This window comes from Janthinobacterium sp. PSPC3-1 (genome assembly GCF_049896105.1).
Classification (GTDB): domain Bacteria; phylum Pseudomonadota; class Gammaproteobacteria; order Burkholderiales; family Burkholderiaceae_D; genus Janthinobacterium.
Genome location: NZ_JAFCTQ010000012.1, coordinates 120876 through 146226 on the forward strand (window position 1 = coordinate 120876; position 25351 = coordinate 146226).

At 63.9% G+C, this 25351-nt stretch carries 23 protein-coding genes; 12 read left to right on the forward strand and 11 right to left on the reverse strand.

What is annotated here, in order from left to right; translation table 11 throughout:
* Positions 1-64 precede the first annotated feature (64 nt).
* From ACP7B7_RS14955 to ACP7B7_RS14965, 3 genes are read right to left on the reverse strand one after another with little or no spacing between them, the layout of a single operon-like run.
* Positions 65-961 carry a branched-chain amino acid ABC transporter permease gene (locus tag ACP7B7_RS14955; protein ID WP_308925631.1) on the reverse strand — a complete coding sequence of 299 codons (897 nt, stop codon included), beginning with the start codon at positions 959-961 and terminating at the stop codon, positions 65-67.
* A 23-nt stretch (positions 962-984) separates the two neighbouring features.
* Positions 985-1800, reverse strand: coding sequence for an ABC transporter ATP-binding protein (locus tag ACP7B7_RS14960; RefSeq protein ID WP_426077150.1), 816 nt, complete (start codon positions 1798-1800; stop codon positions 985-987).
* 14 nt (positions 1801-1814) lie between these two features.
* Positions 1815-3746, reverse strand: coding sequence for an AMP-binding protein (locus tag ACP7B7_RS14965; RefSeq protein ID WP_426077188.1), 1932 nt, complete (start codon positions 3744-3746; stop codon positions 1815-1817).
* A 173-nt stretch (positions 3747-3919) separates the two neighbouring features.
* Between ACP7B7_RS14965 and ACP7B7_RS14970 the strand changes: the two genes are divergently transcribed.
* The 8 genes from ACP7B7_RS14970 (at position 3920) to ACP7B7_RS15005 (ending at position 12193) form a co-directional block, all read left to right on the forward strand.
* A complete protein-coding gene (locus ACP7B7_RS14970; RefSeq protein ID WP_426077151.1) occupies positions 3920-4618 on the forward strand; it encodes a Crp/Fnr family transcriptional regulator in 699 nt (232 codons plus the stop codon).
* The gene (locus ACP7B7_RS14975; protein ID WP_426077152.1) at positions 4605-6644 is read left to right on the forward strand and encodes a DUF4132 domain-containing protein; all 2040 of its coding nucleotides are present in this window, start codon (positions 4605-4607) and stop codon (positions 6642-6644) included. Before ACP7B7_RS14970 ends, ACP7B7_RS14975 begins: the two co-directional genes overlap by 14 nt.
* The gene (locus ACP7B7_RS14980) at positions 6641-7891 is read left to right on the forward strand and encodes a glycosyltransferase (RefSeq protein WP_308923308.1); all 1251 of its coding nucleotides are present in this window, start codon (positions 6641-6643) and stop codon (positions 7889-7891) included. The genes ACP7B7_RS14975 and ACP7B7_RS14980 overlap by 4 nt, the downstream gene beginning before the upstream one ends.
* A gap of 63 nt (positions 7892-7954) precedes the next feature.
* A complete protein-coding gene (locus ACP7B7_RS14985) occupies positions 7955-9766 on the forward strand; it encodes an aminopeptidase P family protein (protein ID WP_308923309.1) in 1812 nt (603 codons plus the stop codon).
* Positions 9766-10014: a hypothetical protein gene (locus ACP7B7_RS14990; protein WP_308923310.1), complete on the forward strand. Its 249-nt coding sequence runs from the start codon at positions 9766-9768 to the stop codon at positions 10012-10014. The genes ACP7B7_RS14985 and ACP7B7_RS14990 overlap by 1 nt, the downstream gene beginning before the upstream one ends.
* A 3-nt stretch (positions 10015-10017) precedes the next feature.
* On the forward strand, positions 10018-10758 hold the full coding sequence (locus tag ACP7B7_RS14995; RefSeq protein ID WP_065307809.1) for an MgtC/SapB family protein: 741 nt from the start codon (positions 10018-10020) through the stop codon (positions 10756-10758).
* Positions 10759-10772: 14 nt separating this feature from the next.
* On the forward strand, positions 10773-11360 hold the full coding sequence (locus ACP7B7_RS15000) for a DUF924 family protein (RefSeq protein ID WP_308923311.1): 588 nt from the start codon (positions 10773-10775) through the stop codon (positions 11358-11360).
* A gap of 5 nt (positions 11361-11365) precedes the next feature.
* Positions 11366-12193, forward strand: a complete 828-nt coding sequence (locus tag ACP7B7_RS15005; protein ID WP_308923312.1) for a Rossmann-like and DUF2520 domain-containing protein — start codon at positions 11366-11368, stop codon at positions 12191-12193.
* Here ACP7B7_RS15005 and ACP7B7_RS15010 read toward each other — a convergent pair whose 3' ends face one another.
* Positions 12194-13657, reverse strand: coding sequence for a sensor domain-containing diguanylate cyclase (locus ACP7B7_RS15010; RefSeq protein WP_426077153.1), 1464 nt, complete (start codon positions 13655-13657; stop codon positions 12194-12196).
* 257 nt (positions 13658-13914) lie between these two features.
* On the opposite strand from ACP7B7_RS15010, the gene ACP7B7_RS15015 reads away from it, so the two are divergent.
* The gene (locus ACP7B7_RS15015) at positions 13915-14277 is read left to right on the forward strand and encodes a hypothetical protein (protein WP_308923314.1); all 363 of its coding nucleotides are present in this window, start codon (positions 13915-13917) and stop codon (positions 14275-14277) included.
* Between the two features lie 210 nt (positions 14278-14487).
* A complete protein-coding gene (locus ACP7B7_RS15020) occupies positions 14488-15069 on the forward strand; it encodes a porin family protein (RefSeq protein WP_308923315.1) in 582 nt (193 codons plus the stop codon).
* Between the two features lie 70 nt (positions 15070-15139).
* On the opposite strand, the gene ettA is transcribed toward ACP7B7_RS15020, so the two are convergent.
* Together ettA and rarD are read right to left on the reverse strand one after the other, a co-directional pair.
* Entirely contained in the window at positions 15140-16810 is a 1671-nt protein-coding gene (gene ettA / locus ACP7B7_RS15025; RefSeq protein WP_308923316.1) for an energy-dependent translational throttle protein EttA, read from the reverse strand.
* Positions 16811-16888: 78 nt separating this feature from the next.
* Positions 16889-17773 carry an EamA family transporter RarD gene (gene rarD / locus ACP7B7_RS15030; RefSeq protein ID WP_308923317.1) on the reverse strand — a complete coding sequence of 295 codons (885 nt, stop codon included), beginning with the start codon at positions 17771-17773 and terminating at the stop codon, positions 16889-16891.
* Between the two features lie 239 nt (positions 17774-18012).
* Here rarD and ACP7B7_RS15035 point away from each other — a divergent pair, with 239 nt between their 5' ends.
* Both ACP7B7_RS15035 and ACP7B7_RS15040 read left to right on the forward strand, forming a co-directional pair.
* Positions 18013-19896 (forward strand): potassium transporter Kup, encoded by a 1884-nt coding sequence (locus ACP7B7_RS15035; protein ID WP_426077154.1) that lies wholly within the window; start codon positions 18013-18015, stop codon positions 19894-19896.
* 163 nt (positions 19897-20059) lie between these two features.
* Positions 20060-20521, forward strand: a complete 462-nt coding sequence (locus ACP7B7_RS15040; protein ID WP_426077155.1) for an FKBP-type peptidyl-prolyl cis-trans isomerase — start codon at positions 20060-20062, stop codon at positions 20519-20521.
* A 78-nt stretch (positions 20522-20599) separates the two neighbouring features.
* Here ACP7B7_RS15040 and ACP7B7_RS15045 read toward each other — a convergent pair whose 3' ends face one another.
* From ACP7B7_RS15045 to ACP7B7_RS15065, 5 genes are all read right to left on the reverse strand, one after another.
* Positions 20600-21271: a diphthine--ammonia ligase gene (locus tag ACP7B7_RS15045; RefSeq protein WP_426077156.1), complete on the reverse strand. Its 672-nt coding sequence runs from the start codon at positions 21269-21271 to the stop codon at positions 20600-20602.
* Positions 21268-21735: a GNAT family N-acetyltransferase gene (locus tag ACP7B7_RS15050; RefSeq protein ID WP_426077157.1), complete on the reverse strand. Its 468-nt coding sequence runs from the start codon at positions 21733-21735 to the stop codon at positions 21268-21270. Before ACP7B7_RS15050 ends, ACP7B7_RS15045 begins: the two co-directional genes overlap by 4 nt.
* A 117-nt stretch (positions 21736-21852) precedes the next feature.
* A complete protein-coding gene (locus tag ACP7B7_RS15055; protein WP_308923322.1) occupies positions 21853-22278 on the reverse strand; it encodes an organic hydroperoxide resistance protein in 426 nt (141 codons plus the stop codon).
* Positions 22279-22482: 204 nt separating this feature from the next.
* On the reverse strand, positions 22483-24462 hold the full coding sequence (locus ACP7B7_RS15060) for a beta-galactosidase (protein WP_426077158.1): 1980 nt from the start codon (positions 24460-24462) through the stop codon (positions 22483-22485).
* A 30-nt stretch (positions 24463-24492) separates the two neighbouring features.
* Positions 24493-25344 carry a carbohydrate ABC transporter permease gene (locus ACP7B7_RS15065; protein WP_308923324.1) on the reverse strand — a complete coding sequence of 284 codons (852 nt, stop codon included), beginning with the start codon at positions 25342-25344 and terminating at the stop codon, positions 24493-24495.
* Positions 25345-25351: the final 7 nt, after the last annotated feature.

A 25351-nucleotide genomic window follows, 5' to 3' on the forward strand; every position in this document is an offset into this window, starting at 1 on the left:
TGTCGGATTACGGCCTGCGGCCTCGGCGGCCCCGCCTAATCCGACCTACGTGTTTTTGCGTGCGTTATATTCGGCGGATGATTTTTTCGCCGAACAGGCCTTCCGGGCGCACCAGCAGGAACAGCAGCGCCAGCACATACGGGAACCAGCCTTCGATGCCGCCGCCCACCATCGGGCCGATATACACTTCCGCCAGCTTTTCCGAGGCACCGATAATCAGGCCGCCGACAATCGCGCCGGGCACCGAGGTAAAGCCGCCGAGGATCAGCACCGGCAGCGCTTTGAGGGCGATAAAGGTCAGCGCGAACTGCACCCCGTTGCGCGCGCCCCACAGCAGGCCCGCCACCATCGCCACCAGGCCCGCCACGCCCCACACCACGGCCCAGATGCGCTGCAGCGGAATGCCCACCGCCAGCGCGGCCTGGTGGTCGTCGGCCACCGCGCGCAGGGCGCGGCCCACCTTGGTTTTCGAGAACAGCAGGGCCAGGCAGATCACCAGCAGCGCGCAGATGCCGGCCGCCACCACGTCGAACTGCGAGATGATGATGTTGAAGTGATCCATCAAAAACTGCATCGGCACGTCTTCGATCGGCAGGTCCAGTTTATGCACCTGCGAACCCCACATCAGCTGCGCCAGGCCCTCGATGAAAAACGCCAGGCCGATGGTGGCCATGAAGAGGGTAATCTCGGGCTGGTTCACCAGCGGGCGCAGCACCACCCGCTCGATCGCCATGCCCAACACGATCATGGTGACCATCGTCAGCGGAATGGCCAGCCACAGCGACAGGCCGAACTTGTCCATGATGCCGACGCAGGTGAGGGCGGCAAAGAACACCATGGCGCCTTGGGCAAAATTGAACACGCCCGAGGCCTTGTAGATCAGCACGAAGCCGATCGCCACCAGCGCATACATCACGCCCGACAGCAGGCCGCCGATCAGCACTTCAAAGAAAAAATTGATATTCATAAGATGTCCGATGAGTCCTAATGGGCGACGCCGAGATAGGCGTTGATAACATCCTGGTTGCTGCGCACTTCGTCCGGCGTGCCGTCGCCGATCTTGCGGCCGTAGTCGAGCACCACCACGCGGTCCGAGATATCCATCACCACGCCCATGTCATGCTCGATCAGCACGATGGTCGTGCCCAGCTGGTCGTTGACGTCGAGGATAAAGCGGCACATGTCCTGTTTTTCTTCCACGTTCATGCCGGCCATCGGCTCGTCCAGCAGCAGGATTTCCGGTTCGGCCACCAGCGCGCGGCCCAGTTCGACGCGCTTTTGCAGGCCGTAGGGCAGGCGCCCCACCGGCGTCTTGCGGATGGCCTGGATTTCCAGGAAGTCGATGATCTCTTCGGCCTTCCTGCGGTGCTCGATTTCCTCGCGCCGCGCCGGTCCCCAGTACAGGGCCTGCAGCAAAAAGTTCGATTTCATTTTCAGGTTACGGCCGGTCATGATGTTGTCCAGCACCGTCATGCCCTTGAACAGCGCGATGTTCTGGAAGGTGCGCGCGATGCCGGACTTGGCGGCCTCGTAGCAGTCCATGCCGCGCCGGTGTTCGCCGCGGTAGATGATCTCGCCCTGCTGCGGACGGTACACGCCGTTGATCACATTGAGCATCGAGCTTTTGCCGGCGCCGTTCGGGCCGATGATGGCGCGGATCTCGTGCTGCTTCACGTCGAAGGAAATGTCTGTCAGCGCTTTGACGCCGCCGAACGACAGGGAGATATTTTTCAGGTCCAGGATCACGGGGCCGGTCTTGCGCTCGGTGCCGAAGTGGACGTCGGGTTCATTCATTAGCATCGTGCCGTGCTCCATCATGCTGCCAGGCCCAGGGCCGGCCAGGTTTTGCTGGTCCAGATATGCAGGTCGGCGCTGGTGGAACCAGTGCGGCCGTCCTCGAATTTGACCTGGGTCTCGATGAACTGCGAGGTCTTGCCCTCGTACAGGGCGGATATCAGCACCGCGTATTTTTCGGCGATGAATTTGCGGCGCACCTTGCGCGTGCGGGTCAGCTCGTCGTCATCGGGGTCCAGCTCCTTGTGCAGCACCAGGAAGCGGTGCACCTGGGTGCGGTCCATCAACGGATCGGCCGCCAGTTCCGCATTGACCTGCTCGATGCAGTCGCGGATCAGGCCATAGGTTTCCTCGCGCGCGGCCAGGTCGGTATAGCCGGCATACGCAATGCCGCGCCGTTCGGACCAGTTGCCGACCGCTTCAATATCGATATTGATAAAGGCGCACACCTGGTCGCGGCCATGGCCGAAGGCCACCACTTCCTTGATGAAGGGGAAGAACTTGAGCTTGTTTTCGATATAGTTGGGCGCGAAGATGGCGCCGCAATTCATCTTGCCGACGTCGGCCGCGCGGTCGATGATTTTCAAATGGCCTTCGCTGTCGAACACGCCCGCGTCGCCCGTATGGAAATAGCCGTCGGCGTCGATCACTTCGGCGGTGGCCTCGGGGCGGTGGTAATAGCCGCTCATGGTGGCCGGCGACCTGACCAGCACTTCGCCATTGGCCGCCAGTTTCACTTCCACGCCGGGCGCCGGCAGGCCGACGCTGTCGAACTTGATATTGCCGTCCGGTTGCAGGCATACGTAGGCGCAGGTTTCGGTCGAGCCGTACAGCTGCTTGAGGTTGACGCCGATCGAGCGGTAGAAGCGGAACAGGTCGGGGCCGATGGCGGCGCCGGCGGTGTACGCCACGCGCACGCGCGACAGTCCCAGCACGTTTTTCAATGGACCATAGACCAGTACATTGCCCAACTGGTAGCTGAGGCGATCCATCAGCGCGACCGGCTTGCCGTCCAAAATCTGCGCGCCGCAGCGCCTGGCCACGTCCATGAAATGGCTGAACACGCGGCGCTTGATGCTGCTGGCGTCTTCCATCCGTATCATCACGCTGGTGAGCATGTTTTCAAACACGCGCGGCGGCGCAAAGTAACAGGTGGGGCCGATTTCGCGCATGTCGATCATCACCGTGTCGCCGGACTCGGGGCAGTTGACGGTAAACCCTGCCACCATCGCCTGCGCCAGCGAAAACAGGCAGTCGCCGACCCAGGCCATCGGCAAATAGGACAGGATATCTTCGTCGTCGGTCAGCTGGTCGAAGGCGACGCAGCCTTCGCCAGCGGACAGCAGCGCGGCGTGGCTCTGGCACACGCCTTTCGGTTTGCCGGTGGTGCCCGAGGTGTACAGGATCACGGCCGAATCGGTACCGCGGCCCGCTTCCACCGCCGCCTCGAAAAAGCCAGGATGGGCGCGGTCGTACTCGCGGCCCAGCGCCTGCAGGCCGGCAAACGAAATCAGCTCGGGCTGGTGGTAGTGGCGCATGCCGCGTTCATCGTCATAGGCGATATGCGCCACGTGCGGATACAGGTTTTTCAGTTCGAGCAGCTTGTCGACCTGTTCCTGGTCTTCGACGATGGCATACTGGATATGCGCGTCCTGCAGCACATACGCCATGTCGGCCGCCGGCGCATCCTGGTACAGGGGCACCGGCACGCCGCCCAGGCTCTGCGCGGCCAGCATGGCCCAGTACAGGCGCGGGCGGTTGTCGCCGATAATGGCCAGGTTCATGCCGCGCTGGAAACCGATGGCGGCCAGGCCGCAGGCGAGGGCGCGCACTTCCGCGTTGACGTCCTGCCAGGTCCAGGTTTGCCAGATGCCCAGGTATTTTTCGCGAAAGGCGGGTTTGTCGGGACGGACGGCGCCATGCTGCACCAGGCGCCGGGGAAAAGTCGGCATTGCTGTGTTGTTTTGCACCAGTGTCTCCTGTTGCGTGTCTCAGGCGCCACCTCGTTGTGTGGCACTCTGTGTTTTTATGTGTAAGGCGTTTGTGCAATGATAGTAGCTTGCGTAGGAATGACGAGTTGTCTTTTCGGGGACATTTGCCCACTTTTCGATGGTGCATCGCACAAATGAAATCAGCCGATATCAGTCTCAAGGAAGCCGTGCGCGCAGCCAACTGGGCGCAGTTGCTTGACGCCGCTCAACTGGCGCGCGTGGAAGCCGATACCGTGGAAGCGTTTGTGCCGAAAGGCGGCTTTGTGTGCCGCAAGGGCGAGCCGGCCGAGTACTGGATCGGCGTCATCAGCGGCATGGTCAAGATGAATAATTTTTCCGCTTCCGGCAAGGCCATGACCTTTATCGGCGTGCCGCCCGGCAGCTGGTTTGGCGAAGGCTCGCTGCTGAAAAACGAGATCCGCAAATACGATACGATGGCCCTGCGCGACACGCGCGTGGCGCGCCTGCCGGCATCCACTTTTCACTGGCTGCTCGATACCAGCTTGCCGTTTACGCGCTTCCTGCTGATGCAGCTGAACGAGCGCCTGGGCCAGTTCATCGGCATGGTGGAAAACGACCGCCTGCTGGACCTGAACACGCGCGTGGCGCGCTGCCTGGCGTCGATGTTCAACTCGCATCTGTACCCGGGCGTGGACACCCTGGTGCAGCTGTCGCAGGAAGAAATCGGCCTGCTCTCCGGCTCGTCGCGCCAGCGCGCCAACCAGGCCTTGCAGGTGCTGGAAAAACAGGGCTTGCTGCGCCTCGATTACGGCGGCATCCGCGTGCTCGATCTGGATGGCTTGCGCCGCTACGAGGCCGATGATGCCACCTGATTTTGCGCGTGCCGACGCCCTGCGCGCCCGCCTCGATGGCGCCCCGGTCGACCATGCACATTTTACGGGGCCGCCCGTCGATTTCACCGGCTGGACGCCAGAGGAACTGGGTGTGGTCTGGGGCGCGCTGCACCGCGCTTCCGGCTTCGGCCATGACGATCCGGCGCGCCGTGCACTGGCGCTGGCCCTGCTGGAACAGGCCACCGGCATGAATCTGGCGCCGGCGCTGGCGGGTGATATCTTTCTCGATGCGCTCGACGCGGCCCGCGTGCACGACTGGGACTATGCGATTGGCTGCCTGGCCTGCCTGCATGGCGAGGCGCCCGAGGGCAGCGCGCAGCTGGCCCTGCGCATCCTGGATGAACCGAAGCACTGGGGCGAGCAGCATTATGCCGCCTGGCTGCTGGCGCGCCTGGCCGGCGGTGATGCCCCGGTCCAATTCGCGCAGATGATGGACGAGCGCCATGCGCGCTATGCCATGCCCTTGACCTTGCAGGAACTGGCCGTGCTGCCGCAACTGGCGCAGGCTTCCCTGCTGGCGCTGGCCGGTTCGCGCTACAGCGGCCACTGGAACCGCGACAGCATCGGCCAGGCGGATCCGGCCGAAGTGCTGGCCGACGACGCGCCATATGTCGATTTTGCGCGCACGATACTGGAACAGGCGGCGCGCCATATCGCCGCCATCCATGAAGGCAGCGTGCCGTATGCGGCCGACGCCGCCTTTGCCACGGCAGACTCGCCGGTGCTGGCGCGCGCCGCGCGGGTGGCCTCCTACCGCGATGACGACTGGTTCCGGCCCGTCATCACCGTCTTGCTGCCGTTGGCGTGCGTGGCGCCCGGCGCGGCAAAAAGCGCGCCGTCGCAGTCGCTGGCGATGGCGCTGGGTCATGCGGTGGAAACCATTCCCACGCCGGAAAGCCTGCTGGCCCTGCGCACGGCGCTGGCCCAGGTGCGCCATGCGGGCATCCGCAAGAAGCTGGAACGCAATCTGAAACCGGCCGAACGGGCGCTGGCCGAGCGGCCCGATATCGCCTGGCGGGTCGGCATGCCCGGCCCCATGGGCAAGCGGCGCCAGGCCATGCTGGCGCGCCGCCTGGAAGCGGGTTATGCCAGCGAAGTGTGGCTGGGCCTGGAGCAGTGGCGCACTTTGCGCGGTGACGCCGATATCGACACGGTGGCGCGCGCGCTGGTCTGGCGTACCGGCGATGGGCAGGTTTTCATGCTCGATGGCGAGGGTGCCATCGATGCGCAGGGCCAGCCGCTGACATTGCCTGAAGACGGCGACATTGGCCTGTGGCACCCCTTGCACGGCAGCGCAGAGGAGCGCGCCGCCTGGCAGGCGCTGGTCACGCGGCGGCGCGTGCGCCAGCCGCTGCGCCAGGTGTATCGCGAAATATATGAATCGCCCGGCGACGGCGGTGCCCCATTTGCCGGCTACCAGCTGTCGCTGCGCACCTTGCTGGGACTGGCGCGCCGCGAAGGCTGGAGGCTGGACCACGATGAAGGCCTGTCGCGCCAGTTCGGCGCCTGGCGCGTGTTGCTGCGCATCGACGGACGCGTGTATCCGGGGGCGGGCGGCGCCTGCACCTCAAACGGGCTGGCGCCTGCGCCGATGCTGCCGATGGCGCCGGTGGCGTATTCCGAAGCGTGCCGCGCGGTGGATCTGCTGGTCAGCGCCAGCGCGCTGGCGCTGGTGGAGGAAGCGCCCGACGCCCAGCGCGAGCAGCGCCTGTCTTTCCTGGCCGACCTAGCACCGGGACCGATGGCGGGCATGCGGCGTATCGTGCTGGCGCAGGTATTCGCACAGCAGATCGACGCGGGGCGCATGGCGCTCGAGCCGCATCACCTGACGGTGGGCCGGCACGCGATCCATCTGGCCACCGCCAGGGTCACCTTGGACGGCGCCGAAGTGGTCATCGACGTCGCTGCCAAGGGCGGCAAGCTGGGCGCCATGCCCTGGCTGCCGCACGACGAGGCGCTGCTGGAAAAAATCGCGGGCCTTGCCGGCCAGCTGCTCAAGCGTTGAAGACGATCCGCATTTTGATCCTGGCCGTCGGCAGCGCCGGCGATGTCTATCCATTCATCGTCATCGGCCAGGCGCTGCGCGCGCGCGGCCACGACGTGACCCTGGTGGCCACGGCGAACTTCCAGGCGCGCGTGGAAGCGGCAGGCCTGCGTTTTGTGTCGGGCCTGAGCCAGCAGGAGCTGGACGCCAGCGTGAACGATGCCGACCTGTGGCATCCGGTGAAGGGCTTTGCCACCATCTGGAAGCATATGGCGCGCCATTTGCCCACCGCCTATGCGCAGCAGCTGGCGCTGGTAAAAGAGGCGCCAACCCTGATCGTCGCCAGCACCCTGGGGCTGACGGGACGGCTGCTGCAGGAAGCGCAGGGCGTGCCTTTGGTAACGGTGCACCTGGCGCCATCGTGCTTTCTGACGGCGCATGACACCTCCGTGCGGCGCGGCCTGCACTGGCCACGCTCTTGGCCACGCTGGGCCGTGCGGCTGGCGCTGGCGCTGGTGGAACGGCTGATGCTCGATCCTGTCGTGCGGCCCGACATCAACCGCCTGCGCGCCACCCTGAATCTTGCTCCCGTGCGGCGCGTGATGAGCCGCTGGCTGCATTCGCCGCAGCAGGTGATCTGCGCCTTTCCCGCCTGGTTTGCCGCGCCACAGCCGGACTGGCCGCCCAATACCGTCTGTACCGGCTTTCCGCGCATGCCGGCCAGCGAGGGCCAGTGTGAGCCTGCCCTGCAGCGCTTTATCGACGCGGGCAGCCCTCCCATCGTCGTTACGCCCGGTTCGGCCATGGCGCATGGCGGCCCTTTTATTTCCCGCGCGCTGGCCGCCGCGGCCAGCCTGGGCTTGCGGGTGGTGGTGGTCACGCCCTACCGCGAACAACTGCCGGCCGCCTTGCCCGCCAGCGTGCACCATGCGGCGTATGCGCCATTCGATCTGCTGGCGCCGCTGGCGGTGGCGTTCGTGCACCATGGCGGCATCGGCACCAGCGCCACCGTGCTGGCGGCCGGCAAGCCGCAATTGATCGTGCCGTTCGCCTTCGACCAGCCCGACAATGCCGCGCGGCTGCGGCGCCTGGGCGTGGCCGCCACGGTGCTGCCCGATGCGCCGCCGCGCGCCTGGACCCGCGCCCTGGCGGGCCTGCTGGAGGATCCCGCCGTCGCTGCCGCCTGCGCCAGGGTGGCGGCGGCCATGGCCGCCGAAACACCGGCGGCCGGACAGATCGCCGACCTGATCGCGCAGCAAGCGGTGTGAGTACAGCATCGCCGGCAATCGGAGTATCATGATCGCTTCCCAGCACCGCACCTTTTCGCCGCCATGCAGACATCCGTTCACAGTAATCCCGCCTCCCGTTTGACGTCCTTGCGCGCCGCCATGCGCGACCAGCAGATCGATGCCTTGATCGTGCCGTCGGCCGATCCGCATCTGTCCGAATACCTGCCGGCGCATTGGCAGGGCCGCGAATGGCTTTCGGGCTTTACGGGCTCGGTCGGCACCCTGGTCGTCACGCAGGACTTTGCCGGCGTGTGGACCGATGGCCGCTACTGGGAGCAGGCGGAAAACGAACTGGCCGGCAGCGGCATCGAGCTGAAAAAAATCCCGTCCGGCGCCAGCGTGCTGTTTATCAACTGGTTGGGCAGCACCATGCAAGCCGGCCAGACGGTGGCGGTCGACGGCGCCGTGCTGGGCCTGGCCAATGCGCGCCTGCTGCAGCAGGCGCTGGTGGCAGGCGTCACGCTGCGCACCGATCTGGACCTGCTGAACACCGTATGGACCGATCGCCCGGTGCTGCCCACCGCCGCCATCTTCGAGCATGGCGCGCCGTATCCGGCCCTGCCGCGTGCTGAAAAACTGGCGGCGCTGCGCGCGGCCATGACGGTGCACGGCACCAGCCACCATATGATCTCCACGCTGGACGATATCGCGTACCTGTTCAACCTGCGCGGCGCCGACGTCAGCTACAACCCCGTGTTCCTGGCCCATGCGCTGGTGGGACCGGAGCGCGCCACCTTGTTTGTCGCCGACGGCAAGCTGCCTGCGGCCCTGCGCGCAGTGCTGGAACAGCAGGGCGTCGACGTGGCGCCCTACGCGCAGGCCGCAAACGCGCTGGCGGCCTTGCCGGCCGGTGCCAGCCTGCTGCTCGACCCGCGCCGCGTCACGTACGGCACGCGCCAGGCGGTGGCCGGCGCCGTGCGCGTGATCGAGGCGATCAACCCCACCACCCTGGCCAAGTCGCGCAAGACCGACAGCGAAGCGGCCCATGTGCGCGCCGCGATGGAGCAGGATGGCGCGGCCCTGTGCGAATTTTTCAGCTGGCTCGATACCACCCTGGCCGATCCGCAGCGCGCGCCGCTGACGGAAATCGGTGTCGACCAGCACCTGACGGCGGCACGCGCCCGGCGCAGCGGTTTTGTCAGCCCCAGTTTCGGCACCATCGCCGGCTTCAACGACCACGGCGCCATCATGCATTACCACGCGCAGGAAGGCAGCGAAGCGACCATCGCAGGCAATGGCCTGCTGCTGATCGATTCGGGCGGCCAGTACCTGGGCGGCACCACCGATATCACGCGCGTGGTGCCGGTGGGCGCCATCACCGCCGAACACAGGCGCGATTTCACGCTGGTCTTGCGCAGCATGATCGCGCTGTCGCGCGCGCAGTTCCCGCGCGGCGTGAAATCGCCCATGCTGGACGCCATCGCGCGCGCGCCGCTGTGGGCAGAGGGCATCGATTTCGGCCACGGCACCGGCCACGGCGTGGGCTTTTTCCTGAATGTCCACGAAGGACCGCAGTCGATCTCGCAATCAAGCCTGCCGGAGCCGCAGACGGCGATGGAGCCGGGCATGATCACGTCGGTCGAACCGGGCATCTACCGCCCCGGCCAATGGGGCATCCGCATCGAAAACCTGGTATTGAACGTGCCGGCCGGCTCGTCGCAGTTCGGCGAATTCCTGAAATTTGAAACGCTCACCCTGTGCCCGATCGACACGCGCTGCATCGAACGCAGCCTGATGCGCGACGACGAGGCGGCCTGGCTGAACGACTATCACGCCATCGTGCGCGCGCGCCTGGCGCCGCACCTGGCAGGCGACGCCTTGGCGTGGCTGGAACAACGCACGGGAGCCATCTGATGCGATCGACACGCGCCACCTCCGCCATCGAGCGGCTCAAGGAACGCACCGGCAACCGCCTGTACACCATGGCGCGCACCGGCGACGAGCTGTTTTTCCTGACCGAGGGACCGGGCTTGCCGCCCTTGTGCGCGCCGCTGGAACTGGACGCCTTTGTCGCCTTTGTCAACGCGCTGGGGCCGCAAAAGGCGCGCCGGGTCAGCAAGCTCGATGTGGCGTTTGAAAAGCAGCTGAGCAAGAAACCGTAGGCGATGCCGACCATCGACTTCCTGCGCGCCTACTGGTCGCCGGCCGAGCTGGCGACCAATGGCGTGATCCTGCTGAACCTGCTCGGCGCGCTGGCGCTGGGCCTGCTGGTGGGTTACGAGCGCTCGTATCACGGGCGCGCGGCGGGCATGCGCACCTACGGCCTGGTATGCATGGCGTCGGCCGCGCTGACGGTGCTGGGCGGCTATCCGGAGTTCTGGTACGGCGGCCATGGCAGCATCGTCGGCAGCGACCCCACGCGCGTGATCCAGGGCATTGTCACCGGCGTGGGCTTTTTGGGCGCCGGCGTGATCATGCGCGAAGGCTTCAATATCAGCGGCCTGACGACGGCCGCCTCGATCTGGGCCTCGTCGGTGATCGGCATCATGGTCGGCATCGGCTTTTACCTGTCGGCCATGGGCCTGGCCTTCCTGTGCGCGATGGCGATGATTTTTCTGTCAAAATTGGAGAACTGGCTGCCCTCGCGCCATGCCGTGGCCATTACCATGCGCTTCAAGCGCGACTTCGTGCCACGCGAAGATGCGCTGCGGCGCATGGCCGCCAAGCGCGGCTACGACATCGCGGGCGGCTCGCTGACCATCGGCAGCACCGACGGCATGCAGGAATGGCGTTTCGTCGCCATCGCGCATGGCAAGAACACGGGCGCCAGCCTGTCCGCCATGTCGGCCGAGCTGGCCGCTTTCGACGGCATCGCCGGCTTCCAGCTGTCGCATGCCCGCAACTAAGACAAGGTAGACAAATGATCATGGATGCACAGGCCCAAGCCGTACTCGATTTCTGGTTTCTCGCCCCCGACAATCCCGGCCACGGCCAGTCGCGCGCCGAATGGTTCCGCAAGGACGACGCCTTCGACGCGCAGATCCGCGAGCGCTTCGGCGCGCTGATCGACACCGCCATCGATGGCGGCCTGCGCGACTGGGCCGCCACGCCGCGCGGCGCGCTGGCCCTGATCCTGGTGCTCGACCAATTTACGCGCAATGTGTACCGCGACACGCCGCGCGCGTTTGCCGGCGATCCGCAGGCCCTGGAACTGGCCGTGGCGCTCACGCAAAGCGGCCAGGACCAGCAGCTGGAGCCGACCTTGCGCGCGTTTGTCTACATGCCTTTCGAGCATGCGGAAGACCTGGTGATGCAGGCGCGCGCGGTGGAGCTGTTCCAGCTGCTGGCGCAGGCGCGCGAAGGCTACGAGAGCATGCTCGATTATGCCCAGCGCCATCAGGAAGTGATTGCCCGCTTCGGCCGCTTCCCGCACCGTAACGCCATCCTTGGCCGCGACTCCACGCCGGAAGAACGCGCGTTCCTGCAGCAGCCGGGTTCCCGCTTTTAACCAGCATGAACGTGATCTTCAATATCATCGGCGCCGGCCATGTGGGCCGGGTGCTGGGCCGCCTGTTGGCCGGCGTGGAAGGCATCGCGGTGCAGGACGTGCTGACGCGCTCGATGGAGTCGGCGCGCGATGCCGTCGATTTTATCGGCGCGGGGACACCGGTCGACACTTATGCCGCCTTGCGGCGCGCCGACGTCACCATGCTGGCCGTCTCGGACGACCAGATCGTGCCGGCCTGCGCGGCGCTGGTGGCCGAGGGCGGGCAAGGCGGCGCGATCGTGTTTCACTGCAGCGGCGCGCTGGCGTCCAGCCTGCTGCTGGCGGCCACGCAGGCCGGCGCCTCGGTCGCCAGCGTGCATCCGATCCGCAGCTTTGCCGACCCAGGCCAGGTGGCGGGCAGTTTTGACGGCACCTATTGCGGCATCGAGGGTGATCCGCTGGCGCTGGCCTTTTTGACGCCGGCCTTGACCGCCATCGGCGCGCGCCCGGTGCCGATAGCCGCCGCCGCCAAGACCCTGTATCACTCAGCCGCCGTGTTCGCCAGCAATTACCTGGTGACGGTGCTCGACGCCTCGCTGCGCGCCTACCAGGCGGCCGGCATTCCGGAAGCGGTGGCGCGCGAGCTGGCCGGCCCGCTGGTGACGGAAACGGTGGCCAATGTGCTGCGCCTGGGCGCGGCGCCGGCGCTGACCGGTCCGATCGCACGCGGCGACATGGCCACCGTGGCGCGCCAGCAGCAGGCGGTGGCGCAGTGGGATGCGGCCACCGGCGACTTGTATGCGGCGCTGGTGGCGCCTACCGTGGACCTGGCCCGGCGCAAGCGCGGGCAGTAATCAAGCCGCTGCCACGCGGTTGCGGCCGGCCTCCTTGGCCTGGTACAGAGCGCTGTCGGCGCGTGAAAAGAAGGCCGATTCGCTGTCGTCATGCCGGTATTCGGTCACGCCCAGGCTGATGGTCACCGGCACTTGCGGCTGGGGCAGGCCGAAATCGTGGCCGGCGACGGCCGCGCGCAAGGCTTCGGCCACTTGCATCGCCTGCGCCAGGCTGCAATTGTTCAGCAGCACCAGGTATTCCTCGCCGCCCCAGCGCGTGATGACGTCGCTCTCGCGCACGGTGGCGCGCGCCACGTCGGCCACGCCCAGGATCACCTTGTCGCCCCACAGGTGGCCATGCGTGTCGTTCACGCGCTTGAAGAAATCGATATCGAACAGGATGGCCGACATGGGCTGGGCCGTGCGCTTGGACAGCAGCATGGCGCGCTGGAACAGCAGTTCCAGCGACTTGCGGTTCAGCAAGCCTGTCAGCGCGTCGGTGGAGGCGATGCGCTCGATGCGCTGCTGGTAGCGGTTCACCGTCAGCAAGGTCAGCAGCAGCACCAGCAGGGTCACGCCAAAGCTGATGGCCAGGTTCAGGATGAACACGCTTTGCAGCGACTTGACCTCATCGCTGACATTTTGCTCGACCACCAGGTACCAGCCCAGTTCCGGGATATGGCGCGAGTTGACGAGGATTTGCGCGTGCTCGAACTGGTAGGACAAATGGGTCGGTTCGGTCTGCCGGTTGAGAATCTGGCCGGCGATCTCGCGCACGCCGGGCAGGCTGCGGATATTGCCCTGGCCACGGTGGCTGTCGCGCATGCTTTTTCCAGCAAGCACGATGGCGCCCTTGCCGTCGACAAAATAGATATTGCGGTGAAAGCGCGCCTGGTAGCGGTCGATGATATGGCTCATGGTGGCCAGGGTCAGGCCGATGCCGGTGGCGCCGATAAAGCGCCCGTCGTAATCATAGACGCGGTGGTTGATGAAGATCGTCATGCTGTCGCGGTTGGCCATGTCGATATCGACATTGGTTTCATAGTCCGCGTTCTTCATGTCGCGCACGCGGTAGTACCAGACGTCGCGCTCGGCTTTCGGGCTGACGGATTTGAGCGTGCCTTCGGCGTAATAATATTTGCTGCTCTTGTCGGAAATCAGGAAGCTGGTGATGGCGCCGTATTTCTTTTTTACTTCGGCCAGGTAGCGCACGATTTGCCGGCTGTCGTTTTCGCCGGCCAGTATCCAGTCGCGCACGAAGGTGTCGTGCGCCATCAGCGAGGAGATAAAGACAGGGCGCAACATGTCTTTCTGGATCTCGGAATAGATATTGTCGCCCGTCAGCGGCAAGGTCTGGTCGGCGATGCCGTGTTCGATGGCCTTGCGCGACGCCAGGTAACTGGCCATGCTGGTGGCGACGAAGCCGGCCGCCAGGATCAAGGTCAGCAGGAGCAGCAAACGGTATTTGTTCGACAAGAGACGCATGGAGGTTCTGAAAGGTCGGGCTGGCGCGCGCAAGGCAAAAGTATGCAGCAGCGTTTGTATTGATGCAATGCTAACGGGCAATCTTGAAAGGAAGAACAGGCAATCAGCGGCCAGATAACCACAACTTACCAAATAAAAGCGCCGCGTTGTCGACAAAGGTGCCGATTGGAAATAACATTTGAAGCTGGGAATCAAGCGCACCGCCCCAGTCATGGCGCCTGCTTCAGGCGCGAGACAGCACGCGCAGGGAGTGTTCCATGTTATTTTTAAAGACGACGTCCAGCAGCAAGGCGCCCGGCATTTATGAGGTCGATATCGCCGCCAAGCCACCCGGCAAGACCTTCGGCGTATTCCTTGCCACCAATCCCGACCATGCGCCGCAAGCCTTGCTCGATCAGCTGGCGGCGCTGGGCTTTGGCAATGTTTACAGTTCGTCGTATCTGCACAAGGATGGCTGCCAGGTGCTGGACCTGCATTTCCAGAAAGACGGCACCGACATCTTCAAGGGCTGGAAAAGCGAAGAATGCGTGCAAAACCTGGCCGACATCACAGCCCTGTTCGCGCAGCATGGCATCGCCATTACGCCGCGCGTGATGACGATGGCGGAAGCGTATTCCTGAAGATCTATTTTTCTTAGTTCTCTTAAGTTTCGCTTAAGTTAGCTTAACTTGGCTCATTTCTGCCTTATTTCCAGTTGGACTGCCTGGCTTACATCTCGTCACATTTCTTACGGAATGGAGACGGACGTGTGTTTTTCACAGTGCTATTGTGGACACATCGCATTTCGCTGAACTGCGAATCCAGGCAATTCAACTTATTTAAGAGAGAACATGATGAAAAAGATCCTGTTTGCAATGATCGCATCCGCAACCGCCCTGTCCGCCATGAGCGCGGCCCATGCCGAAGGTCCCTACGTCGGTGTCGGCGTCACCGCCAACCGTTATGATTTCAGTGTCCCGGGCGCCACCAGCGCCGACAACCACAGCGGCGCCAAGGCCGGCGGCAAGGTCTTTGCCGGTTACGACCTGAACCAGACCTGGGCGGTCGAGGGCGGTTATGCCGACTTCGGCAGCAAGGACTACAGCTACGTCAATGGCGCCGGCGCCGGCGGCAATGTGAAAAGCGATTCGCACGGCTACTACCTGGCCGGCAAGGCCACCATGCCCGTTACTGAAAAAGTCGGCGTGTTCGGCAAGCTTGGTGTCGCCCGCGTCGACAACAGCCTGAGCGGCTCCGGCCTGTCGACCGGCATCCGCGGCGAGAACAAGACCGGCGTGTATGCCTCGCTGGGCGCGCAGTACGCCATCAACGAGAAAGTCTCGCTGACGGCGGAAGTGGAACACTTCGGCAAGAGCGCGGATCAAGGCCACAAGGCTACCGGCCTGGCAGTTGGCGCCCGCTACAATTTTTAATTTGTAGCAGTGCTGAAAAAAAAGGCAGTCACCAAGGTGACTGCCTTTTTGCATTGCATGACCGTAAAACTTAGACGGTCAGCGGCTTGTAGCGGATGCGTTTCGGCTTGGCGCCTTCTTCACCGAGGCGTTTCTTCTTGTCGGCTTCATATTCCTGATAGTTGCCGTCGAAGAATTTCACTTGCGAATCGCCTTCGAACGCCAGGATATGGGTGGCGATACGGTCGAGGAACCAGCGATCGTGGGAAATGACCATCACGCTGCCGGCAAATTCCAGCAGCGCATCTTCCAGCGCGCGCAAGGTTTCCACATCCAGATCGTTCGACGGTTCATCGAGCAGCAGGACGTTGCCGCCCATCAAGAGCGTTTTCGCCAGGTGCAGACGGCCGCGTTCACCGCCCGACAGGTTGCCGACGATTTTTTGCTGGTCGCCACCTTTGAAGTTGAAGCGGCCCAGGTAGGCGCGCGACGGCATTTCAAAGCGGCCCACGGTCAGCATGTCGGCGCCGCCGCAGACGTCCTGGAACACGGTCTTGCTGTCCGACAGCGAGTCGCCGCGATTCTGGTCGACAATCGACACGCGCGCCGTCTGGCCGATGGCCACTTCGCCGCTGTCCGGCTGTTCCGTGCCGGTGATCATCTTGAACAAGGTCGATTTACCGGCGCCGTTGGGGCCGATGATGCCGACGATGGCGCCGGCCGGGATCGTGAAGCTCAAGTCGTCGATCAGCAGGCGGTCGCCAAACGCTTTCGTCACGTTCTTGAACTCGATCACTTCATTGCCCAGGCGCTCGGCCACGGGGATGAAGATCTCCTGGGTTTCATTGCGCTTCTGGTATTCGTGCTCGGACAGCTCGTTGAAGCGTGCCAGGCGGGCTTTCGACTTGGCCTGGCGCGCTTTCGGATTCTGGCGCGACCATTCCAATTCTTTCTGCAGCGCTTTCTGGCGTGCCGATTCGGTGGCTTCTTCCTGTTTCAGACGGGCTTGCTTCTGTTCCAGCCAAGTCGAGTAATTCCCCTTCCATGGAATGCCGCTGCCACGGTCCAGTTCCAGGATCCACTCGGCCGCGTTGTCGAGGAAGTAGCGATCGTGGGTGATGGCCACCACGGTGCCCGGGAAGCGCAGCAGGAATTGTTCCAGCCAGTCGACCGATTCCGCATCCAAATGGTTGGTCGGCTCGTCGAGCAGCAGCATGTCCGGTTTCGACAACAGCAGCTTGCACAGCGCCACGCGGCGCTTTTCACCGCCGGACAGCACGCCGATTTTCGCGTCCCATGGCGGCAGGCGCAGCGCATCGGCCGCCATTTCCAGTTGCAGGTTCAGGTTGCCGCCGTCGGAAGTCGAGATGATCGCTTCCAGGCGTGCCTGCTCATTGGCCAGGGCGTCGAAATCGGCATCTTCCTCGGCATAGGCGGCGTACACGGCTTCGAGCTTGGCCTGGGCTTCGAACACTTCGCCCAGGCCCGATTCGACTTCCTGGCGCACGGTTTTTTCCGGATCGAGTTGCGGTTCCTGCGGCAGGTAGCCGATATTCAGGCCCGGCATCGGCACGGCTTCGCCCTGGATGTCGGTATCGATGCCGGCCATGATTTTCAGCAGGGTCGATTTACCGGAACCGTTCAGGCCCAGCACGCCGATCTTGGCGCCTGGGAAAAACGACAGGGAAATATCTTTCAGGATCTGGCGCTTGGGCGGGACGATCTTGCCCACGCGATTCATGGTGTAGACGTAATTAGCCATTAGAAATCTCGGGTGTTATACAAAGACGAACAGGATACGGTAAACGCCCGCTTCCGGCCAGCGTTGTCCGTCAACAAGCTAAGCCGCCAGGCGGGCCCGGCGCGACATCCACAGCCCTTCGCAGGCATACAGCGCCAGCGCGGCCCAGATCACCATAAAGCCCAGCATGCGCTCCTGGGTGAACGACTCATGGAAGACCCAGACGCCGATCAGCAGCTGGCCGGTGGGGGCGATATATTGCAGCAGGCCCAGCACGGCCAGCGGCAGGCGCCGCGCGCCGGCCGCAAACATCAGCAGCGGAATCGCCGTGATCGGGCCGGAAGCCAGCAGCAGCGCGCGGGTGCCGTTCGAGTCCGTATTGACGAAGCCGCTCTGGCCATGCCAGGTCAGCCACAGCATATAGGCCAGCGCCAGCGGGAACAGGATCATCGTCTCGAACGACAGGCCTTCCAGCGCGCCCAGCGCGGCCGTCTTGCGCAGCAGGCCGTAGCCGCCAAAGGTGGCCGCCAGCAGCAGGGCGATCCATGGCACTTGCCCCGCCTGCCAGGTCAGCCAGGCCACGCCACAGGCGGCCAGCGCGATGGCCAGCCATTGCGCCCGGCGCAGGCGTTCGTGCAGCAGCAGGAAGCCCAGCATCACATTGATCAGCGGCGTAATGAAATAGCCGAGGCTGGCGTCGACCACATGGCCGTTGTTGACGGCCCAGATATAGATGAACCAGTTGGCCGACAATAAAAACGCGCTGGCAACGAAGCTGGCCACCACCTTCGGCTGGCTTTTCAAGGTACGCAGCCAGCCCCACTGGCGGCGCACGGTCAGCATGATGCCGAGGAACAGCAGCGACCAGACCATGCGGTGGGCGAGGATTTCCTGCGGTGCGACTTCTTCCAGGGCATGGAAGTACAGTGGAAACAGGCCCCAGCACAAAAAGGCGAGCGAGGCGTACAACATGCCTGGATTCATGATTGGCTTCACAAAGAGAGTAGACAGTCTGTCATTATCGCTGAAATCAATATGCCCTGCCGGGCGGCACCGGGGCAGCGTAGAATGGCAACAAATCGAGGGCCGCGACGCCGCGCACAAGTGCATCGCAGCCAAAAACAAACGACCTTGGGGCAGCCCGGAATCATGCAAAAATACTCTTGCTATTTGCTAATACCTATCATATTGTGCGATGCAACAAAACAAAAACGGGTGCAACCTTGACGTCGGAACATAAAAAAAGCGGCCTGGCCGGCATGACGCTGGCGGCCGTCGGCATAGTCTACGGCGATATCGGCACCAGCCCGCTGTACACCCTGAAAACCGTGTTCGACCCGGCCCACGGCCTGGCGCTGACCCACAACAACCTGCTGGGCATCGTCTCGCTGATCTTCTGGGGCCTGACCCTGATCGTCTCCCTCAAGTACGTGACCCTGGTGCTGCGCGCCGACAACCGTGGCGAAGGCGGCATCATGGCCTTGATGGCGCTGGTGCTGTCGTCCGTCAGCAAGCTGTCGCGCTGGCATTTTCCGCTGATGGTGATCGGCGTGTTCGGCGCCACCCTGTTCTATGGCGACAGCGTGATCACGCCGGCCATTTCCGTGCTGTCGGCGATCGAGGGCCTGGAAGTGGCCACGCCCGCCTTCAGTCCCTACGTGGTGCCGCTGACGATGGTGGTGCTGGTGGCCCTGTACTCCGTGCAATCGCACGGTACGGCCGGCATCGGCCGCTATTTCGCGCCCATCATGGTGCTGTGGTTTGCCGCGCTGGCCATCATGGGCGTGCTCAACATCATCAAGTCGCCGCACGTGCTGGCGGCGCTGAACCCCATGCATGCGGCCACCTTCCTGATGGAAAACGGCTTTGTCGCGTTTGTCGCACTGGGCGCGGTGGTGCTGGCGCTGACGGGCGCCGAGGCGTTGTACGCCGACATGGGCCACTTCGGCAAGAAGCCGATCCGCCTGGCCTGGTTTTTGATCGCCTTTCCGGCGCTGGCGCTGAACTACCTGGGCCAGGGCGGCCTGCTGCTGGCTCATCCGGAAGCGGTATCGAATCCCTTCTACCAGCAGCTCGGTTCCTGGAGCGTGTATCCGCTGGTGATCCTGTCGACCATGGCCACCGTGATCGCCTCGCAGGCGACCATTTCCGGCACCTTCTCGATGACCAAGCAGGCCATCGCGCTGGGCTTTTTGCCGCGCATGCGCGTGCGCCATACCTCGGAAAGCGAAATCGGCCAGATCTACATCCCGGCCGTCAACTGGCTGCAGCTGTGCGTGGTGCTGCTGGCCGTGGTCGGTTTCGGTTCCTCGGAAAACCTGGCCGCCGCCTATGGCATTGCCGTCACCGCCACCATGCTGTGCACCACCATATTGACCTTCTTCGTGATCCGCTACCGCTGGAAGATGAACCTGGCGCTGTGCTGGGCCGCGACCGGCTTTTTCCTGATCATCGACGTCAGCCTGGTGTCGGCCAGCGCCTTGAAACTGTTCCACGGCGGCTGGTTCCCGTTGCTGCTGGGCTCGATCCTGTTCATCGTCATGCTGACCTGGAAGCGCGGCCGCCAGCTGGTGTTCGACAACCTGGAAAAACATGCGATTCCGCTCGACGATTTCCTCGCTTCGCTGTTCATCGCGCCGCCGTTGCGGGTGCCGGGCACGGCGATCTTCCTGCGCGGCGAGAGCGACGGCGTGCCCCATGCGCTGCTGCACAACCTGCTGCACAACAAGGTGCTGCATGAGCGCGTGATCTTTTTGACGGTCTTCATGCACGAGGAACCCTGGGTGCCGCGAAACGAGCAGGTCAATGTGCTCGACCTGGGCCACCAGTGCTACCAGGTCAATGTGCATTACGGCTTCAAGGACGAGCCGGACATTCCCGCCGCGCTGGCGCTGGCACAAGGCGAGGGTGGCGACTTCACCTTTGAAATGATGGAAACCTCGTTCTTTATCGCCCGCCAGACCATCATCTCGACGCCGGGCGCCGGCATGATGCCGTGGCGCGAGCACCTGTTCGTCACCATGTCGCGCAATGCGCGCACGGCGGCCGACTATTACCAGATCCCCAGCAACCGGGTGATCGAACTGGGTACGCAGGTGGAAATCTGAGGGGCAGGGGGCACTTGCCAGCTTGACAGTGTTGCAGGAACCACGCATTTGCCGGCCTGCTTACGTCTGCTTACAAGTTGCCCCAGTGACTCCTGTTAAACTGCAGCCCGCACGGTCCGCATCGTACGGGCTTCAGTCACACTCCAATATTTAAAGGGAAACCATGAAATCGGTATTTCAGTTGATCGCTTCTGTCGCTTGTGCCTTTGCCTTGACCGCTTGCGGCAGCGCCGCGAACGACAAAAAGGAAGTCGTCATCGATCCGGCCACGCAGGTGAAGGAATTGATCGTCACTGACCTGACGGTGGGCACGGGCGCGCAAGCCGCCGTCGGCGACACCCTGATCGTCACCTACACCGGCTGGCTGTACAACTCGGGCAAGACCGACAACAAGGGAACCCAGTTCGACGCCACCAAGCCAGGCGTCGGTTTTGAAGTCGTGCTGGGCAAGGGCCGGGTCATTCCGGGCTGGGACCAGGGCCTGGTCGGCATGAAGGTGGGCGGCACGCGCCGCCTGACGATTCCGTCGGACCTGGGCTATGGCCCGACCGGCAGCCTGCCGACCATCCCGGCCTATGCCGGCCTGGTATTCGACGTCAGCCTGGTCACCGTCACCAAGCCTTGATGTAGCGGCTGCTGGACAAGCAACAACGGGCGGCCTGCGGGCCGCCCGTTTTGCATTGCAAACCACGTTTGCCACGCTTTACGCGGGCGCCAGTTCCTGGAAATAATAGGTGGCGCCGCCGAGATCCTGCGGCGCATCGTAGCGCAGCACCTGCGTGCGCTGCAGCGCCACCGGTGCGACGAAGGCCGGGCCGTCGTAGACAAAGGTATGGAACTCGCCATTCTCGCCGCAGGCATCCACTCCCGGTGGCAGGTCGGCCAGGAAGGCGGCGTCGAATTCGCGCCCGCAAAAGTCCGGCGATAAATGGTTGCCGTTGATGCACACGACGATGGCCTTGAAGCCGGCCGCCAGAAATTCCTCGACCAGCGCCAGGCGGTTTTCTCCCCACAGCGGCAAATGGGCCTGCAGGCCGGCCGCTGCGCAGACTTTTTCTTCCCAGTCGCGGTGCGGCTGCAGGTCGATATCGCCAAACAGCGCATGGGCTATGCCCTCGGCTTTCGCCGCGCGCAGCATGGCGATGAATTGTTCCTCGTAGCTGGCCCAGCTGGCGTGATAGCGCTGCAGGCGCGCACCCAGGCTGGCCGCCTGCGCTTCGAGCAGCTCGGGCGGCACGCCGTGCGAGCGCGACTTGCGCCCGTCCTCATCCATCGCCGTAATCAACAGTGGCACCGCCATGCCGGCGGCGCGCGCACGCCACAGGGCCAGGCAGGAATCCTTGCCGCCGCTCCAGGAAATCAGCGCGGTCGTCATGCGGTTTGCGCCGCGCGCAGCATGTCGATGTGCTGGATGCCATCTTCATCGTAGGGCGCGCTGACGGTGACGAAACCGAAGGACTGATAAAAGCGCTCCAGGTATTGCTGCGCGCCGATGCGGATCGCATGGCCGGCATGCAGGCGCACGGCGCGCGCGATGCCTTCCGCCAGCAGCAGCTTGCCGGCGCCGGTGGTGCGCGCCTCGGGCGCTGTCAGCACGCGGCCCAGCGACATCTCCACATATTTGGCGCCTGGCGCCAGCACGCGCAAGTACGCCGCCAGCTGCCGCTGGCCATCGACGGTTTGCCAGCCCAGCAGATGCATGGCGGCCTGGTCATGGCCGTCCAGGTCCGGATACAGGCATTGCTGTTCCAGCACGAACACGCGCTGGCGCAGCGCCAGCACCGCATACAGGGAGTGGGGGCCAAGTTCGTCGAAGGTTTGCCATTGCCAGGTGATCATCGCTAGTCCAGTTTGTCGGGGAAAGAGCGCCATTTTAAAGCGGCAGACGAAAAAAAACCGCGCTGCCTTTCGGGCAGCGTGGCTTTTTGATTAGTCATCCTCTGGCTTGCCGTGCCCTCACACGATGGTCAAAGTGACGTCGATATTGCCGCGGGTGGCGTTCGAGTAAGGGCACACGATATGGGCGGCGGCGACCAGCGCTTCGGCGGCGGCGCGTTCCACGCCCGGCAGCGAGATTTTCAGTTCCACTTCGATGCCGAAGCCGGTTTCGATGGCGCCGATGCCGACCGTGCCGGTGATAGCCAGGTCCGCTGGCAGGGCGATCTTGTCGCGGCCCGCGACGAATTTCATCGCGCCGATAAAGCAGGCCGAGTAGCCGGCGGCGAACAGTTGTTCAGGATTGGTGCCGACGGCGCCATTGCCGCCCAGTTCTTTTGGCGTGGTCAGTTTCACGTCGAGCACGTTATCGGACGACACGGCACGGCCTTCGCGGCCTCCGGTGGCGGTGGCTTGGGCGCGGTACAGGACTTGTTGGATCGACATGGTAGTGCTCCTTGATTTAAATAGTTAACGACTAAATAGTGTGCTACTTGTTTACTGGGGTGTTACCCGGGAAGCCCGTCTGCAACATCTGTAATGCGGCGTCCATGCACACAATATATATCGCGCACTATTTAATTGCAAGCGATTTCTTAAAAAAGAATCGGGCCGGCAGCGATGGTTCGCCGCCGGCCCTTACTTGCCTGCTTACAGGTGCAGTATCTCGACCCCCATTGCCGGCAAGCTGACGCTGTCCTGATGCGTGGCGCCATCGAGCGCGCTGACATAGGCGCGCGGCGCCAGGGCCACCACTTGCGCCTCCTTGCCAAGGTTGATCACGAACAGCAGCTTGCCGGCCGGGCCGCCGCGCACCGACAATTCCACGCCAGGCGGCAGGTCCGGCACATGGGCTATGCCCAGTTCCAGCACCAGCTTGCGCAGCAGCATGGCATACGCTTCGTCGTCCAGCACCGTGCCCAGGTAATAGGCGGTGCCCTGGCCGTAGCTGTTTTTCGTCACCGCCGCGCGGCCGGCGAAATAGTCGCTGGCGTAGGTGGCCAGCGTGGTGGCCGTGGTCGGCGTCAGCAGGTCGCACCACTGGCTGCAGGAAAACGCGCCGTCGGCGCCGAAATCGATGCGCTGCGCGTCGCGCCCGACCGGATCGTATTCGTCGACTTCGACCCCGGCCAGTGCGCTCAGCAGGCCCGGCAGGCGCTCGGGCTGGCACACGTTCTGCATGGTTTTCACGCCGCTGCGGGTGGTCAGTATCACCGTGCCGCCGGCGGCGGCAAAGCGCTGCAGCTTGTCGGCGATGCCTGGCTCCATCAGGAACAGATACGGCGCCACCACCAGGCGGTAGCCGTCGAGTTCTTCGCGCCAGTTGATCACGTCGGTGCCGATACCCAGCTTGACGAAGCCCCGGTGCAGGCGCTTGAAGTTGGCCAGGTAGTCAAAACCGTCCGACTGCGGCTGGATGCGTAGCGCGTTGAGCTGTTCGTGCGAGAACAGCAGCGCCACGTCGTTCTTGATGGTGCTGCCGTCGAGCAGTGGCGCCAGCCTTGCCACTTCCCGGCTGAAGCCCGTGAATTCCTCGAAGCGGCGGCCCGGCTGGCCATGGTGGTCGTGCAGGCCATGCCAGAACTGTTCCGCGCCCACGCGCGCCGTGCGCCAGCGGAAATGCACGATGGTGTCGGCGCCGCGGGCGATGCTTTGCCAGGCGTGCGCGCGTATCATGCCCGGATGGGGCGTGCGCGACATCGGATGCCAGCAGCCCGGCGTGCCGCTCAGTTGCTCCATCACCCAGAAGTTGGCGCGTTTCACCCCGCGCGTCAGGTCCAGGGTCAGTGCGCCATGATAGATATTCGCCTTGGCGTCGCTGTTCAGGTCGGTGCTCGGATAGTAATCGACCGAGACGAAATCCATGCTGTCGAACAGGTCGTAATAATCGTTGATGACCGGATAGCCCCACAGATTGTGGGTAATGAACTGGTTCGGACAATTGGCGCGTATCAGGCCCGCCTGGAAGCGGTTGAAGTCGGCCACCGAATCGGAACAGAAGCGCTGGAAGTCGAGCAGGTATGACGGGTTCAGGTGCGGCGAGCCGCCCAGCGGCGTGGTCACTTGCGACCAGGCGCTGTATTCGCCGCTCCACACCACCGTGCCCCAGGCCGCGTTCAGGGTGGCCAGGTCGCCATAGCGCTGCTGCAGCCAGCGGCGGAAGTCTGCCGTGGCGCCGTCGCTGTGGCTTTCATGGCCGATCATTTCATTGTCGGTCTGCCAGCCGATCACGTTCGGATGCCGGCCGTAATGCCGCGTCAGGCGCTCGACGATCAGCTCGGTATGACGGCGCAGCGAGGGGCTGTTGTAGCAGCGGTGCAGGCGCACGCCCGGATACATGGGCTGGCGCTGGGCATTCAGCGGCAGCACGTCCGGGCATTTTTCCACCAGCCAGTTCGGCGGCGTGGCCGTCGGCGTGCCGAGCACCACCTGCACGCCGTAACGGCCCAGGGTCTCGATGGCCTGGTCCAGCCAGGCGAAATCGTATTGGCCTTCGACCGGTTCCAGCCGCGACCAGGCAAACTCGGCCAGCCGCGCCAGGGTAATGCCGGCCGCCTGCATGCGGCGCGCATCGTCTTCCCATACCGCCACGTCCCAATGTTCTGGGTAATAATCGACACCAATTTTCATCTTGTTTTCCTTAAAAGTTAGTTGATGGCTTCAGCCTTTGGTGGCGCCGAACGTCAGGCCTGCCACAAAATGTTTTTGCATCGCAAAGAAGATCAGCACCGAGGGCAGGGCCGCCAGCAGGGAACCGGCCGAGACCAGGTTCCAGGAAGTGGTCCATTGGCCTTTCAGGCCGGCCACGCCCACCGTCAGCGGGGCGGCCGCATCGCCCTGGGTCAGGCACAGGGCCCAGAAGTAATCGTTCCAGACAAAGGTGAACACCAGCACCGCCAGCGCCGCCAGCGCGGGGCGGATCAGCGGCAGCACCACCTTGTGGAACAGCTGCCATTCGGTGGCGCCTTCGACGCGCGCCGCTTCGATCAGTTCATACGGCAGCTCCTTGATGAAGTTGCGCAGGAACAGGGTGCAAAAGCCGGTCTGGAACGACAGGTGAAACAGGATCAGGCCGCTGACGCTGTTGAACAGGCCCAGCTGCAAGGTCAGTTCGCGCACCGGGATCATCAGGATCTGGATCGGCACGAAGTTGCCCGCCACAAAGGTCGCCAGCACCATGGTGTTGCCGCGGAACGGATACGTCGCCAGCGCAAAGCCGGCCATGGCCGACAGCACGATGGCGCCCAGCACCGACGGGAAGGTGATCAGGCAGCTGTTCCAGGCGTAGTGCAGCATCGGCGAATCGAGCAGCACGGTGCGGTAGTTGTCCCAGGCGCCGAACTCGCGCGGCCAGCCCCAGTAATTGCCTTGCACCAGCTCGGCCGAAGTGCGCACCGAGGTCAGCATGACGGCCAGCAGGGGCAGCAGCCAGATCAGCAAGGCCACCGGCAGGGAGAGCTTGTACAGCAGGCGGTTGCCTGGTTTCCATTGAGTAATGGGCATCGGATACATGGTTTCC